The following is a 12,716-nucleotide window of genomic DNA, read 5'->3' on the forward strand; positions in this document are numbered from 1 at the left end:
ATACGGAGTTACACCACTCCAGCGGACGCGACCCGGCATGCCCCCGCACGGGGCTGCACCCGGTCCGGGTACAGTGCAGGCGCTCAAGGCCGGATGCCTCGGCACGCGCAGAAACCGGCCCGTCGCGTTCGTCCATGCGGCCGACGTGCTCCGAGGCGCATAGCGCCCCCGCTTCCATAAAGGGCGCGAACCTCCCGGCGCAGAGACCCGCGCCCCATCGGTACTGATTCGTCCCGGTGATGACTCCTATCCACATCGTCGCTCTCGGTGTTATGTTCCTCACTCGTGAATGGGAGCGCTCCCAATTCGCGAACGCCATCCCGCACACAGAAGGAGCGACATGGAAGTGGATCGACACGGCCCCCGACGCCCCTCGCGGTTCCGGCGGTGGTTCGGGGCCGGAGCGGCGGCCCTGCTCGTCGGTGCCGCGCTGCTGACTCCCGCGCCCGCGCATGCCGACGCGCCGCTTCGGGAGCACGCGCAGGCCCGGGGCTTCGAGATCGGGGCGGCCCTCGGCGCCGACCACCTCGACAACGACCCCGACTTCGCGCGTCTCGCGGGCGCCGAGTTCAACGCCGCCACCGCCGAGAACGCGATGAAATGGGAGTCGGTCCAGCCTTCGCGAGGGCAGTTCTCCTGGGGAGGCGCCGACGCCTTCATGGACTTCGCCGAGGCCAACGGTCAGCGCGTGCGCGGCCATACGCTGGTCTGGCACAGCCAGCTCCCCTCGTGGGTCTCCGACGGCGGTTTCGGCCAGGACGAGCTGCGCCAGGTCATGCGCGAGCACATCGATGCGGTCGCCGGACGGTACGCCGGCCGGGTGGCCTACTGGGACGTCGCCAACGAGATCTTCCTGGGGGACGGGTCGTGGCGGAACTCGGTCTTCTACGACACCCTGGGCGAGGACTATGTCGCCGACGCCCTGCGCATGGCCCATGAGGCCGACCCGAACGCCGAGCTGTACCTGAACGACTACAGCATCGACGGGATCAACGCCAAGAGCGACGCCTACTATGAGCTGGCACGCTCCCTGCTGCAGCAGGGCGTCCCGCTCGACGGCATCGGCATGCAGGCCCACCTCGTCAACGGCCAGGTGCCCGGCGACATGCAGCAGAACATCCAGCGCTTCGCCGACCTCGGCCTGGACGTGGCCGTCACCGAGCTGGACGTGCGCATCCAGATGCCCGCAGACCAGGCCGAACTGGAGCAGCAGGCGCGCGACTACCGCCAGGTGGTGGACGCCTGCCTGGCGGTGGACCGCTGTATCGGCGTCACCGTCTGGGGCATCGTGGACACCTACTCCTGGGTGCCCGACGTGTTCGAGGGGTACGGCGCTCCGCTCCTCTTCGACGACGACCACCGCCCCAAACCCGCCTACGACGCCGTCCACGACGCGCTCGCAGGCGGAGGGGAGCCGGACTCCGAGCCGCCCTCAGCCCCCGGGCAGCCCCGGGTCGACGGGGTCGGCTCATCCGCGGTGGAGCTGTCCTGGCCCGCAGCCACCGACAACGTCGGCGTCGCCCGCTACACGGTGCACGCGGGCGGTGAACAGGTCGCGAGCGCCGCGGGCACCTCCACGACCGTCACCGGCCTACAGCCCGAGACCGAGTACTCCTTCACCGTGGTCGCCCACGACGCGGCCGGAAACGCCTCCGATCCGTCCCCGCCGGTGGCGGCCACCACCGGGGAGGGGGCGGCACCCGGTCCGTGCGAGGTCGACTACACGGTCCCGAACGAGTGGGCGACCGGCTTCACCGGCGAGGTCGCCGTCACGCACAACGGGTCCTCCGCGCTCGACGGCTGGGAGCTGTCCTGGGGCTTCCCCGCCGGCCAACAGGTCACCAGCGGATGGTCGGGCGAGTGGTCGCAGTCCGGATCCACAGTGACCGTGTCCAACACGAGCTGGAACGGCAGCGTTCCCTCCGGCGGCTCGGTCAGTGTCGGCTTCAACGCCTCCCACGCCGGCAGCAACCCCGAACCGACCGCGTTCACGCTCAACGGCCGGTCCTGCACCGTCCTCTAGACCGCCGCGGCCCCCCCCGGCGGGGGGNGCGTCCGCCCACCGCTCCTGTGCAGCAATGGACGAGCCGGCCCCGTGATCCGCGTCGACGCCGCTCCCACCGCCCACCGAGCACAGACCCCTGTTCCTCAGGGGGCGGCGCCCTCGCTGTCCGGGGCGGGCGGGAGGTGCACCGTCATGACGAGGTCGCAGGTCTCCTCGCCCGCACCTCGGTAGGCATGGGGCGCGTCCCCGGCGAAGGCCGCGGTCTCCCCCGCGCCCACGGCGTGTTCGACGCCGTCCACCACCAGCACCATCCGCCCGGAGGTCACGCTCAGCGTCTCCACCACCCCCGCCTGGTGCGGGTGGCTCGGGTACTCCTCGCCCGGTTCCAGGCGCCACCGCCAGACCTCCGTCGGCGCCGGGCCGGGGGTGGTGAGCATCAGCAGGGCGCGTCCGCCGTGCTCCCCGCTCCACAGCGGTTCCACGGACGCGGAGTCCACCACCCGGACGCGCTCCTCGGCCTGCCCCTCCAACAGGGCCGACACCGGGATGCCCAGTGTGTCGGCCAGCCGCACCAGTGTGGCCAGGTTCGGGTTCCCCTGGGCCTTCTCCAGGCCGACCAGGGCCCCCTTGCTCACCTGGGCGCGCCGGCCGAGCTCCTCCAAGGACAGGCCCGCGCGCAGCCGGGCCACCCGGACGTTGCGCGCCACCGTCCTCAGCGCCGCCTCCTCGGCCATGCGCCCTCCTCCGTGCCGGTCGGGGTCATCGCACTACACCCTACGGTCGGTCGGTTGACATGTGATGGTCGGTGCGTTGTACCGTTCAGTCGTTTCGATGACACGCCGGTCCCGTGCCGTGCCGAGGACCGTCAGGCCCGGCGCCGGTACCGCCCCGCACGATCCCGCCCTCCCCGTCCGAACCCAGGGAGCACCGCCATGACCGCCTTCCGCCTCGCGCCCGCGATCGTCGACGCCTTCCCCGGCACCCTCATCGCCCTGGTCACCGCATCCGGCCTGCGCGGGCGCGAAGCGTGGCCGGCCACCGACGCCGCCGTCGCCGACCTGGAGCTCGGGCTCGCCGACGGCTCCTGGGAGCCCGCAGGCGAGACCGACCCCCGCATCGGGGCCTGGCACGCCGCCTACCGCTCCTTCGGCACCAACCCCCGGCGCGTCCGCCCCAGCGTCGACGCCCTCGGCCGACGCTTGGCCAAGAAGGGCGCCCTGCCGCGCATCAACCCGCCCGTGGACTCCTACAACGCGGTCTCCGTCGGCCACGGCCTGCCCGCCGGCGCCTTCGACCTGGACCGCGTCTCCGGCGACGTCGCCGTCCGCCGCGCCGACGGCACCGAGGCCTTCACCCCGCTCGGCGAGCCGGACACGGTCGAGGCCCCCGAGCCCGGCGAGGTCGTCTACGCCGACGACGAAGGCGTGCTGACCCGCCACTGGAACCACCGGGACGCCCACCGCACCCGGGTCACCGAGGACTCCGCCCGCGTCGTCTTCGTCCTGGAGACCCTCAGGGCCGAGGACGACGGCGCCCTGCTCAAGGACGCCGCCGAAGAGCTGCGGGGCCTGCTCGCCCCGCACGCCGACCTCACCGCCGTGCACCACGTCGGCGCCGCGCAGCCCGAGGCGGTGCTCTGAGGACGCTCCCGCCGCCCTCAGGGGCGGTGCGGGGCCCACTCCTTCACGGCCTCCGCCCCGGGGACCAGGGCCGCGACCCGCCGGCGCCCGTCCTCGTCCAGGGGGATCCTCCGCAGTTCGGCCTCCCACTCCGCGCGCCGGGCGTGCTCACCGAGCACCGCCGCCAGTTCGACCAGGTTCGCGTACACCAGCGCCAGGTCCAGCTCGGAGGCCCCCACCGAGTGCCGGCGCAGCGCCGACACCAAGGCCCTCATGGCGGCGCGGTCGTCGTTCTTGAACTCGCGCAGGATCCTGGCGTTGTCCAGGGCCCGCGGCAGCCCCTCCAACTCCTTGGACCCGCCGTACTCCACCTCCGGCTCGTCGCGCTGGATGAAGATCAGCGAGTTGCCCGACGGGTCGACGAGCGTGAACCGCGACGCCCCCGGCCGCAGGCGGGTGATGCGCGGGAGCCCCTTGCCCAGGACCTTCCCGTGGGCGCTGCGCATGGCTCGGGTGAACGCCGCGTGGTAGGGCGCCACCTCGTCGACCATCACCAGGCAGCCCCCGCCGTCCTCCCGCTCGGGGGAGTACCCTTCCGGCGGGCGCCCGTAGTGCACGTGGATGCCGCTCCACTGGAAGGCCAGGTACAGATAGGGCCTGCGCTGCTCGTAGGCGACCGTGAACCCCAGGTCCCGGTAGAACGCCAGGGTCTCCTCGGGGGAGGCGCAGGGCAGTGTCGGAATCATCGACTCATTGGGGCGGATCTCCCCGGAATTCTCGGCCTCCGCAGGCGTCTTCGCCGCCATGGGCCCGTCCCTTCCTCGGTGTCGGGAGAACGAGCCCCGATTCTTCCTCACCGCTCGGATCCGCGCACATGGCCTTCCCGTGGGCGGGGACGGGCCTGGCCCGCCCCCGCGGCGGCCGTCGGCCCCGGCGGGCCGGGACCGGGTCAGACGGTGTAGGCGGTCCAGCCGACGGTCTCGCGGACGTGCGTGCCGTCGCCGGTGACACCGGCGCCGAACAGTTCGTTCATCCGGATCGAGAAACCGGTCTCGCTCACGTCGTGCAGCCGGAGGCCCGGGGTCTCGGGGCCGTTGAAGGTCTGCACCGTCACCTGCACGATGACGTCGGACCCGGACGGGAACGGGGTGGGGAAGTCGACCCGGGTGAAGGTGTGCGTCTGGCCGCCCTTCTTCTCGACCGGGTTCTCCGAGGACAGGTTCAGCTTGCCCGTCTGGATGATGCTCACGGCATTGCCTCATTCCGCTCGTGGTTCCCGAAAGCGCCCGGCGGTGGGCGGGCAGCCCGTACGCCCGGCGCTACCGACACGATTCCGCGAGCGGCCCCGGCGCCCTAGCGGCCGAGTTCCCGGGGACTCGGCGCAATGGTCCCGAACGGAGGGCGGCCGCTACGGGGCCAGCGCCGGGTTGCGGATCCACTCCTGCAGCTCGTCCTTGCGGTCGTTGTCGCACTTGAGCGGGCACGTCGTGCAGAAGCCGTGCTCCGGGTCGCCCTTGTAGTCGAAGCAGCAGGTGCCCCGCACCGCCCAGGTCCCGCGCGGGTGGTCCTCCCGGAACGGGAAGAGCCGCGGCCGGGCCCGCGTCACCGCGCCCGCCTCGATCAGCGCGTCGCCCAGGGCGCACGCCAGGCGCCAGGCCTCCTCGGCGTCGCGGCCCAGGAAGCGCGCCGGGTTGAGCATGTAGAAGTGCGCGGTGTCCAGCACCCACCCCCACAGGGTGCGCAGGCCGACGCGGGTGTGGGCGTGCAGCGCGTCGATGACCGGGGTGAACGCGGCGACCATGTGCTCGGCGGCGAGCCGGACCAGCGCGTCCTCGTCGGCGCAGACGACCGCCGAGGGGTGCGCCGCCGCCGGGTCGTCGTCCAGCACGGCGGTGCGCCCGCCGCTGACGGTCGGCGTGCCGAAACCGCCCGAGGACCACCACGGGAACCACAGCTGGTCGGCGTCGAGCAGGGCCGCGCGGCGGGTGAGGTAGGTGCCGGCCGCCACCATGAAGATCGGCTCGCGCAGGGTGGCGCGCAGGAAGTCGGTGACCGCCGGCAGCCGGTGGCCGCGCCCGCCCAGCGCGGTCAGGCGCTCGAACAGCACCGGGACCTCGCCGTCGGCGACCATCAGGTCGGTGCGGTACCACTGGTCGGCGACCGGATCCCCCGCCCCCGCGCTCAGGCCGGGGACCCGCAGGGCCGGCAGCGGGGAGAACTTCAGCGGCGCGCAGGCGTCGACGACGGCCTGCAGCGGGCTCGGGACCTCGGGCATGCGCCGGACGACCTTCCTCGAAACGCCGGGGGTGCGCGATGGCGGGGGCGGCCGCGCCGCATGTCACGGACGGCCCGCCCTCTTTTAGCTGAGGCTACCCTAATCAGTTCGCCCGGGGCAAAGATCGGCGCTGAACGCGCGCCGTGTCGCGGGTCGGGCCCTGATCGGTGCGGCCCCTGCTGTCCGATATGTCCTGTGGGGAATGCAACAAACACCAAGTGGGTGGAAAGTCAGGAATGCCACAGGGTGTACATTCCTTGACCAGGACGGACGTCCGTGACCGCGGACGTCCCCGGCGGGGCGGTAGGCGCCCGCCGACCGGAAGCCCCGATCGTCAGCCAGAGCCGCCCGGCCCGCCGCAACCCCGGCCCCCACGAGGGGCACGGGGCGCACCTGTGCCGAAAGCCGGTCCGCCCGGCCGCGCCCGCGCGCCCCAGAAGGGCCCGCGGGCACACGCGAACGACGGGAAAACCGATGCGGAACCACCCCAAAGGGTTGATCACCCTGGCCGGGACGGAGATGAACGAGCGCCTGTCCTTCTACGGCATGCGCGCCATCCTCGTCCTCTTCCTCGCGGCGGCGGTGAGCGAGGGAGGCATGGGCCTGGGAACGGGCACCGCCACCGCGGTCGTCGGCCTCTACCTGGCCATGAGCTACTTCACGGCGCTGCCCGGCGGGTGGATCGCCGACCGCCTCCTCGGACAGCGCCGCACCGTCCTGGTCGGCGGCGTCGTGATCATGCTGGGCCACATCAGCCTCGCGCTGGAGTTCGGATCGGCCTTCGTCTGGTTCGGCCTGGCGCTGGTCTGCGTCGGCACCGGCCTGCTCAAGCCGAACATCTCCGCCATGGTCGGCGAGCTGTACAAGGACCAGCCCGACGCCCGCCGCGACGCCGGCTACTCGCTGTTCTACATGGGCATCAACATCGGCTCGGCGATCGGCCTGTTCCTCGTCGGCTACCTGGGCGAGCGCGTCAACTGGCACGTCGGCTTCGCCGTGGCCGCGGTCGGCATGGCCCTGGGCCTGCTGCAGTACGTGCTGGGCCAGAAGAACCTGCGCGGCGCCGGGGACGCGCCCGGCAACCCGCTCACCGCCGGCGAGCGCGGCCGCGTGCTGCGCATCCTGGGCATCGCCGCGGCCGCGATCGCCCTGGCCTTCGTCGCCGCCGCGCTGACCGGCACCCTCAGCGTCGACAACGTGACCTACGTGCTGACGGCCTTCTCGATCATCGTGCCGATCGCCTACTTCGTCTACATGTTCGTGGTGCGCCGCGACGACATCACCGACGAGGAGCGCCCCAAGCTCACGGCGTTCGTGTGGCTGTTCATCGCCTCGGCCGTGTTCTGGATGATCTTCGACCAGGCCGCCGGCCCGCTCACCCTGTTCGCCCAGGACCACGTCGACCTGCACATCGGCTCCTTCGCGGTGCCCGCCGGCTCCACCCAGGCGGTCAACCCGCTGATGGTGATCGTGCTGGCCGGGGTGTTCGCCCTGGTGTGGACCAAGCTGGGCGACCGCGTCAGCACCGGCATGAAGTTCGCCGCGGCGCTGGTGCTGTGCGGGTTCTCCTTCGTCGTGATGAGCTGGGCGACCGCCGCCACCGACGGCGGCACGGTCAAGGTCAGCCTGATGTGGCTGGTCGGCGTCTACCTGCTGCAGACCATCGCCGAGCTGTGCCTGTCGCCGGTGGGCCTGTCGATGACCTCCAAGCTCGCCCCGCAGGCGTTCAAGGCGCAGATGATGGGCCTGTTCTTCCTGTCCATCACCGCCGGCGACGCCGTCGGCGCCCAGGTCAGCCGCCTGCAGCCGGTGCTCGGCGGGACCTACTTCCTGATGCTGGGCCTGCTGGCCGTGGTCGCGGGCATCGCCCTGTCCCTCTTCGTGGGCAAGCTGCGCACGCTCATGGGCGAGCAGCGCCGCGCGGTGCAGGAGGCCGCGGCCTGACCGGCCGCACCCGCCCCGACGGCCCCCGACCGCGCCGCGCGGCCGGGGGCCGTGTGCGTGGTAGACCTGTTCCGGGCCGCGAGGAGTCGGAACGGGGTGGGGCAGTGGCGAGCCGCGACGGGGGCCGGGACGACCGGGCGGTGCCCGACACGCTGGACCTGCTGTGGGGCACGGCCGAGCGCCCGCGGCGCGGGCCGCGGCCCGCGCTGGCCCTGGAGCAGGTGGTGGAGGCCGCCGTGGCCGTGGCCGACGCCGAGGGCCTGGAGGCGGTCACCATGCAGCGCACCGCCCGGGAGCTCGGCTACACGACGATGTCGCTCTACCGCTACGTGTCCGGCAAGGACCAGCTGGTCGCGCTGATGGTCGACTCCGCCGTGGGCGACCCGCCCGACACGGCGGCGGTGAGCGGCGGCTGGCCCGAGCAGGTGCGGGTCTGGGCGCGCGCGTTCTACCGCCGCAGGCTCGACCGGCCGTGGCTGGCCCGGGCGCCCGTGACCGGGCCGCCCCGGGGGCCGCGGGGCGTCGCCTGGCTGGAGGCGATCGCGGGGCCGCTTCTGCGCGCGGGGCTGAGCACCGGGGAGACGCTCGACACCGCGGCCTTCCTCAGCGCATCGATCCACGGCCTTGCCCGGATGACGGGGGACCTCGCCGGGCACGCGCCGCAGGACGCGGCGGCCGGGTACGCGGCCGTGCTCCGGCGGGCGGCCTCGGACGGGCGCTATCCCGTTCTCGCATCCCTCGGGGAGCGCGGGGACCTGGAGGACTTCGGCGACGAGCCGTTCGGCGACATGGCCTCCCCCCTGGAGTTCGCCCTGGACCGGCTGATCGAGGGCATCGCCGCCCACCGCGGGGGAGGCGGCGCCGAGGGCCCCCGTTAGCCCCGGGCGGGCCGGCGCGGTTCAGCGCATCACCACCAAGTGGTGCCGGACGAAGGCGCGCAGGACGGCCGACAGCGCGCCGGGGTCGGTCCCCGAGCGCTCGGCCAGCTCGCCGGCGGTCAGACGGCGGTCGCGGGCCAGCACCCGCAGCACCGGCTCGGCCGCGGCCGGGAACCGGTAGCGGCGCCCCGACACCGTCACGGCCACCTTCCCGTCCTCCGCCGCGGTCGGCGGGGCGAGCAGCGGAACGAACTCCACCACGGTGTCCGGCGCGGGCTCCCGGCCGTCCTCCACGGCCCAGCCCAGGGAATAGGAGCGGCGGCGCGGGAAGTGGGCGTCGCGTTCCTCGAGGAAGCCGTCGACGCCGCTGTCCTCGGCCAGCGCGGCCAGCACCCGGACCAGCTCGTCGTGGCGCTTGCGCCGCTCGTCCGCCGAGGCGAAGCGCGGCAGGTCCCGCCGGAACACCTCCTCGTCGTAGAGGCGCTCGATCAGTGACCGGGCCCAGTCCACCCCCGTGGCGCGGGTGAAGCCGAACGTCAGGTGCATGCTCATCCCGCCGGTCCCGGTGACCGTGTGCCACCAGCCGCGCGGCACGTGCAGCACGTGCCCGGGCCGCAGCACCCCCTCCCACACCGTGCCCTCCGGAGGCGTGTGGGAGTGGTCGGAGTCCACCTTCATCGGGTAGGGGCGGCTGCCCTGCCCGTGGACCTGCCACGCCTTCTCCCCGGCGACCTGCACGATGAAGGTGTCGTGGTCGTCCCAGTGGGTGGCGAACCCGTGCGAGTCGCCCCAGATCAGGTACAGGTTCACCTGGGCGCGCTCGCGCACCAGGCGCATGAGGTCGTCGGCGGCCTCGCGCACCGGCGGGTGCAGCCGGTCGATGCTGTCCAGCACCATGCTGGCGCCGCCGCGCAGCTCCCGGTACAGCCCCTCGGGGCGCACCACCCGGGTGGACTCGCGGGAGACCTCGCCGGCCTCGGTGTAGCGCTCGGCGGGCACCGGCGCGCCCTCGCGGTGCAGGCGCAGCCGGGGCGGGGCCAGCGGCCGGGTCGCCAGGATCTCGTCGAGCGCGCCGAGGTCCAGCAGGTGGCGCACCGCCTCCTCGCCCACGTCGGCGAAGATCACGTCGTCGGACAGGCGGCTGCGCAGGGCGTCCTCGCCGATCGCCGCGCGCACGGCTCCGGTGAACAGGGTCTGGGACACGGTGGCGGTGACCTCCCGGGAGGGGCGGGGCCGCCGGGGGCCAGTGGCGCACCCCCGGCGGCGGTCGGTGTCGGGGCCGTTCGGGATCAGATGAAGTCGGAGCTTCCGTCGGTGCCGTCGTTGTCGCCGCCGCCGGCGGTCAGGTCGCGCGAGGTGACCTCGCCGAGGTCCTCGACCTCGACCTCGAACTCCATGGGGTCCATGTCTCCTCCTGTCCTTCCTCGTCGGAACTCCCTGCCCGGTGGGGCAGAGCCTTCAGCGCCCGCCCGACCGGGGGCGCAGCCCGATCCGCTCGGCGGCGAACGCGTGCGCGTCGGCGGCCAGGGCGACGGCCCGCGACACGGCCCGCTGGCCGTGGCCGACGTCGCGCTCGTACCGCAGCAGGGCGGGCGCGCCGGCCCCCTGCAGGGCGGCGCACATCTTGCGCGGGTGGGCGGCGCCGGTGCGGGTGTCGGAGTGGAACCCGGTCAGCAGCACCGCGGGGCCGCGGCGGGCGGCCCCGTCCAGCGCCAGGTGGTAGGGCGAGTAGGAGAGCAGCGCGGCGAAGTCGCCGGCGTCGGCGGCGGTGCCGAACTCGCGGGTCCACATCCGCCCCAGCCCCATGCGCTCGAAGCGGGCCATGTCGGTCAGCGGCGCCGAGGAGATCACCGCCGCGCACAGGTCGGGCCGCAGGCCCGCCGCGGCCAGGACCAGCATCCCGCCGGCCGAGCCGCCGGTCAGGCACAGCCGGTCGCGGGTGGCGTGCCCCTCGGCCACCAGGGCGTCCGCCGCGGCGATCAGGTCCTCGACGGCGCGGGGCTTGTCGCGGCGGGCGCCGCGGCGGTGCCAGTCGCGGCCGCCGTCGCCCCCGCCGCGCACGTGGGCCACCGCGTACCGGCCCCCGGCGCGCAGCCAGGCCAGCACGGTGGCGCTGAACCCGAACTGCCGGGGGCGGCCGAAGCAGCCGTAGGCGTGCAGCAGCAGCGGGCCGTCCTCGCCGGGGTCGGACTCGGGGGCCGAGAGCAGGGTGAGCGGCACCCGGGTGCCGTCGGCGGAGCGGAAGCGCAGTACGCGGCGGCGGATGCGCGCGGCGGGGGAGGGCGGCCGCCCGCCCGCGTCGGGGGAGGGCCAGGGGCGCGGGCGGGCGGAGCCGGGGTCGAGCAGCAGCACGCCCTGCGGCGTGGCGACGTCGGCGTAGCAGAAGTGCGCGGCGCCGTCGGGTCCCTGCTCCAAGCGGGTGACCATGCCCTCGCCGGGCAGGCCGACGGCGTGCAGGCGGCGGCCGTCGCGGGCGTCGTGGGCGTCGAGGGAGCTCACGCCCAGCCGGGTGCGGGCGACCAGCAGCTCGGGCCGGTCGGGGGTGCCCACGGCGGTGAACCCGTCCAGGGGCGCCTCGGGGTCCTCGGGGACGACCTCGCGCCACCCCTCGGGGGAGGGGGCGGCGGGGTCGGCGGCGCAGATCCGGCGGCGGGGCGCGTCCAGAGTGGTGCGCAGGTACAGCATGCCGTCGGGGCCCAGGTCGGCGGTGGTCTCGGCCTCCAGGCCCTCCTGGACCGGGATCCAGGCGGGGGCGTCGGCCGGGACGGCGCGCAGGTCGGCGATCCACACGTCGTTGCGGTGGCCGGTGCCGTGGCTCTCGGTGGCCAGCAGCCAGCGGCCGCCCAGCACCCGCACGCCCGGCACGGTCCGGGGGCCGGTGCAGGCGCGCACCAGCGTGTCCGCCCCGCGGGGGACGGCCACCCGGTGCAGCCACAGGCCGCGCCTGCCGTCGGTGCCGTCGCGGCGCGCGTAGAAGAAGGCGGGGCCGCCCAGGTCCGGGGGGAGCCAGGCGACGTGGGAGTAGCGGACGCCGGGGACGGGGGGCTCGACGGGGGCGCCGTCGCAGGTGCGCAGCACCTGGAGCTCGCCCCGCTCGGTGCCGCCGCGGGAGGTCTGCACGGCCACGAGGGAGCCGTCGGGGGAGGGCTCCCAGGCGTCCAGGGTGGTCCGGCCGCCGGGGTCGGCGGCGACCGGGTCGTACACCGTGCGCTCGGCGCCGCCGTCCAGGGCCACGATGCGGGGGTGCTCGTCGCCGGGGGAGCGGAGGGTGGCGAAGGCGGTGCCGCCGCGCAGCAGCGGGGGCGACCACAGGTCGTGGTCGAGCAGGCGGGTGATGTCGGCGGCCAGGCGCTCGCGCATCGGCCAGCCGCGGGCGGCCTCGGTGAACTCGCGCCGGCGCTCCTCCAGCCACCGGCGGGTGGCCGTGGACTCGCCGTCCTCCAGCCAGCGGTAGGGGTCGGGCACGGTGCGGCCGTGCACGGTGTCGAGCACCGACGAGCCGCCGTCCGCCGGTGCGGTGCGGGCGAACGGAGCGCTCACCGGGCGGCGCGGGGTCGGTGTCGGGGGATGCTCCGGGCGGGCACGTGGGCGGGTCGGCTACGCACGATCACATCGTTCAAGCGCGCCGTCACGGCGGTCAAGGGAGGAGTGGCTGTCGCCGGGGCAAGCCGATTCTGGCGCAGGAGTGAGTTGCATCCCGGGAACGCGCACGTGACAGGCGGGGCTCCGGGCCCGGGAGCGGCGGGAGGGGCGCCGGTACAACGGCGGGGACGCGTCAGGCCTCCGGTGCGCGCATGCGCGCCGCGAGCAGGCCGGCGACGGTGCCCCACAGGACCGCGGCGACCGGGAGGGCCGTCGCGGGCAGCGTCGTGTCCAGCGTCGCGCCGGACAGGGCCAGGGCGCACCCGACCACGCCCGCGGCCGCGCAGAGCGCTCCGGTCACGAGCATCCCGCGGGCCTCGAACGCGCGCGCCAACGGCGGGGAGGGGGGTCCC

11 protein-coding genes are annotated in these 12,716 nt (G+C 74.4%); 4 read left to right on the forward strand and 7 right to left on the reverse strand.

Annotated features, from left to right (window positions below; all coding sequences use genetic code 11):
* Nucleotides 1-340: 340 nt before the first annotated feature.
* Nucleotides 341-2,023 carry an endo-1,4-beta-xylanase gene (locus D450_RS0127630; RefSeq protein ID WP_017541868.1) on the forward strand — a complete coding sequence of 561 codons (1,683 nt, stop codon included), beginning with the start codon at nucleotides 341-343 and terminating at the stop codon, nucleotides 2,021-2,023.
* Between the two features lie 125 nt (nucleotides 2,024-2,148).
* On the opposite strand, the gene D450_RS0127635 is transcribed toward D450_RS0127630, so the two are convergent.
* The gene (locus D450_RS0127635; protein ID WP_017541869.1) at nucleotides 2,149-2,739 is read right to left on the reverse strand and encodes a helix-turn-helix domain-containing protein; all 591 of its coding nucleotides are present in this window, start codon (nucleotides 2,737-2,739) and stop codon (nucleotides 2,149-2,151) included.
* Nucleotides 2,740-2,937: 198 nt separating this feature from the next.
* Between D450_RS0127635 and D450_RS0127640 the strand changes: the two genes are divergently transcribed.
* Nucleotides 2,938-3,645, forward strand: a complete 708-nt coding sequence (locus D450_RS0127640; RefSeq protein ID WP_017541870.1) for a B3/B4 domain-containing protein — start codon at nucleotides 2,938-2,940, stop codon at nucleotides 3,643-3,645.
* Nucleotides 3,646-3,662: 17 nt separating this feature from the next.
* Here D450_RS0127640 and D450_RS0127645 read toward each other — a convergent pair whose 3' ends face one another.
* The 3 genes from D450_RS0127645 to D450_RS0127655 all read right to left on the reverse strand — a co-directional run bounded on the left by D450_RS0127645 (nucleotide 3,663) and on the right by D450_RS0127655 (nucleotide 5,899).
* Complete coding sequence (locus D450_RS0127645; protein ID WP_017541871.1) at nucleotides 3,663-4,430, reverse strand: VOC family protein; 768 nt, start codon at nucleotides 4,428-4,430, stop codon at nucleotides 3,663-3,665.
* Between the two features lie 143 nt (nucleotides 4,431-4,573).
* Nucleotides 4,574-4,873, reverse strand: coding sequence for a hypothetical protein (locus tag D450_RS0127650; RefSeq protein ID WP_017541872.1), 300 nt, complete (start codon nucleotides 4,871-4,873; stop codon nucleotides 4,574-4,576).
* A 159-nt stretch (nucleotides 4,874-5,032) separates the two neighbouring features.
* Nucleotides 5,033-5,899 (reverse strand): (2Fe-2S)-binding protein, encoded by an 867-nt coding sequence (locus D450_RS0127655; protein WP_017541873.1) that lies wholly within the window; start codon nucleotides 5,897-5,899, stop codon nucleotides 5,033-5,035.
* 474 nt (nucleotides 5,900-6,373) lie between these two features.
* Here D450_RS0127655 and D450_RS0127660 point away from each other — a divergent pair, with 474 nt between their 5' ends.
* The gene (locus D450_RS0127660; RefSeq protein WP_026128805.1) at nucleotides 6,374-7,843 is read left to right on the forward strand and encodes a peptide MFS transporter; all 1,470 of its coding nucleotides are present in this window, start codon (nucleotides 6,374-6,376) and stop codon (nucleotides 7,841-7,843) included.
* A 104-nt stretch (nucleotides 7,844-7,947) separates the two neighbouring features.
* Nucleotides 7,948-8,721 (forward strand): TetR/AcrR family transcriptional regulator C-terminal domain-containing protein, encoded by a 774-nt coding sequence (locus D450_RS0127665; RefSeq protein ID WP_017541875.1) that lies wholly within the window; start codon nucleotides 7,948-7,950, stop codon nucleotides 8,719-8,721.
* 21 nt (nucleotides 8,722-8,742) lie between these two features.
* Here the strand turns inward: D450_RS0127665 and D450_RS0127670 are convergent, their stop codons facing one another.
* From D450_RS0127670 to D450_RS33810, 3 genes are all read right to left on the reverse strand, one after another.
* On the reverse strand, nucleotides 8,743-9,924 hold the full coding sequence (locus tag D450_RS0127670; protein ID WP_017541876.1) for a JmjC domain-containing protein: 1,182 nt from the start codon (nucleotides 9,922-9,924) through the stop codon (nucleotides 8,743-8,745).
* 255 nt (nucleotides 9,925-10,179) lie between these two features.
* Complete coding sequence (locus D450_RS0127680) at nucleotides 10,180-12,261, reverse strand: prolyl oligopeptidase family serine peptidase (protein WP_017541878.1); 2,082 nt, start codon at nucleotides 12,259-12,261, stop codon at nucleotides 10,180-10,182.
* Nucleotides 12,262-12,496: 235 nt separating this feature from the next.
* A partial coding sequence (locus D450_RS33810) for a hypothetical protein (RefSeq protein ID WP_206539673.1) occupies nucleotides 12,497-12,716 on the reverse strand: 220 nt, incomplete at its 5' end.

Origin of the sequence: Nocardiopsis halophila DSM 44494, from assembly GCF_000341245.1 — a bacterium.
In the GTDB taxonomy this organism is placed as follows: Bacteria; Actinomycetota; Actinomycetes; order Streptosporangiales; family Streptosporangiaceae; genus Nocardiopsis_A; species Nocardiopsis_A halophila.

What these genes read in the sequence shown, in the direction of transcription:
- D450_RS0127630 (WP_017541868.1), top strand. Translation starts at nt 341, where the DNA reads ATGGAAGTGGATCGACACGGCCCCCGACGCCCCTCGCGGTTCCGGCGG.
- D450_RS0127635 (WP_017541869.1), bottom strand. Translation starts at nt 2,739, where the DNA reads ATGGCCGAGGAGGCGGCGCTGAGGACGGTGGCGCGCAACGTCCGGGTG.
- D450_RS0127640 (WP_017541870.1), top strand. Translation starts at nt 2,938, where the DNA reads ATGACCGCCTTCCGCCTCGCGCCCGCGATCGTCGACGCCTTCCCCGGC.
- D450_RS0127645 (WP_017541871.1), bottom strand. Translation starts at nt 4,430, where the DNA reads ATGGCGGCGAAGACGCCTGCGGAGGCCGAGAATTCCGGGGAGATCCGC.
- D450_RS0127655 (WP_017541873.1), bottom strand. Translation starts at nt 5,899, where the DNA reads ATGCCCGAGGTCCCGAGCCCGCTGCAGGCCGTCGTCGACGCCTGCGCG.
- D450_RS0127660 (WP_026128805.1), top strand. Translation starts at nt 6,374, where the DNA reads ATGCGGAACCACCCCAAAGGGTTGATCACCCTGGCCGGGACGGAGATG.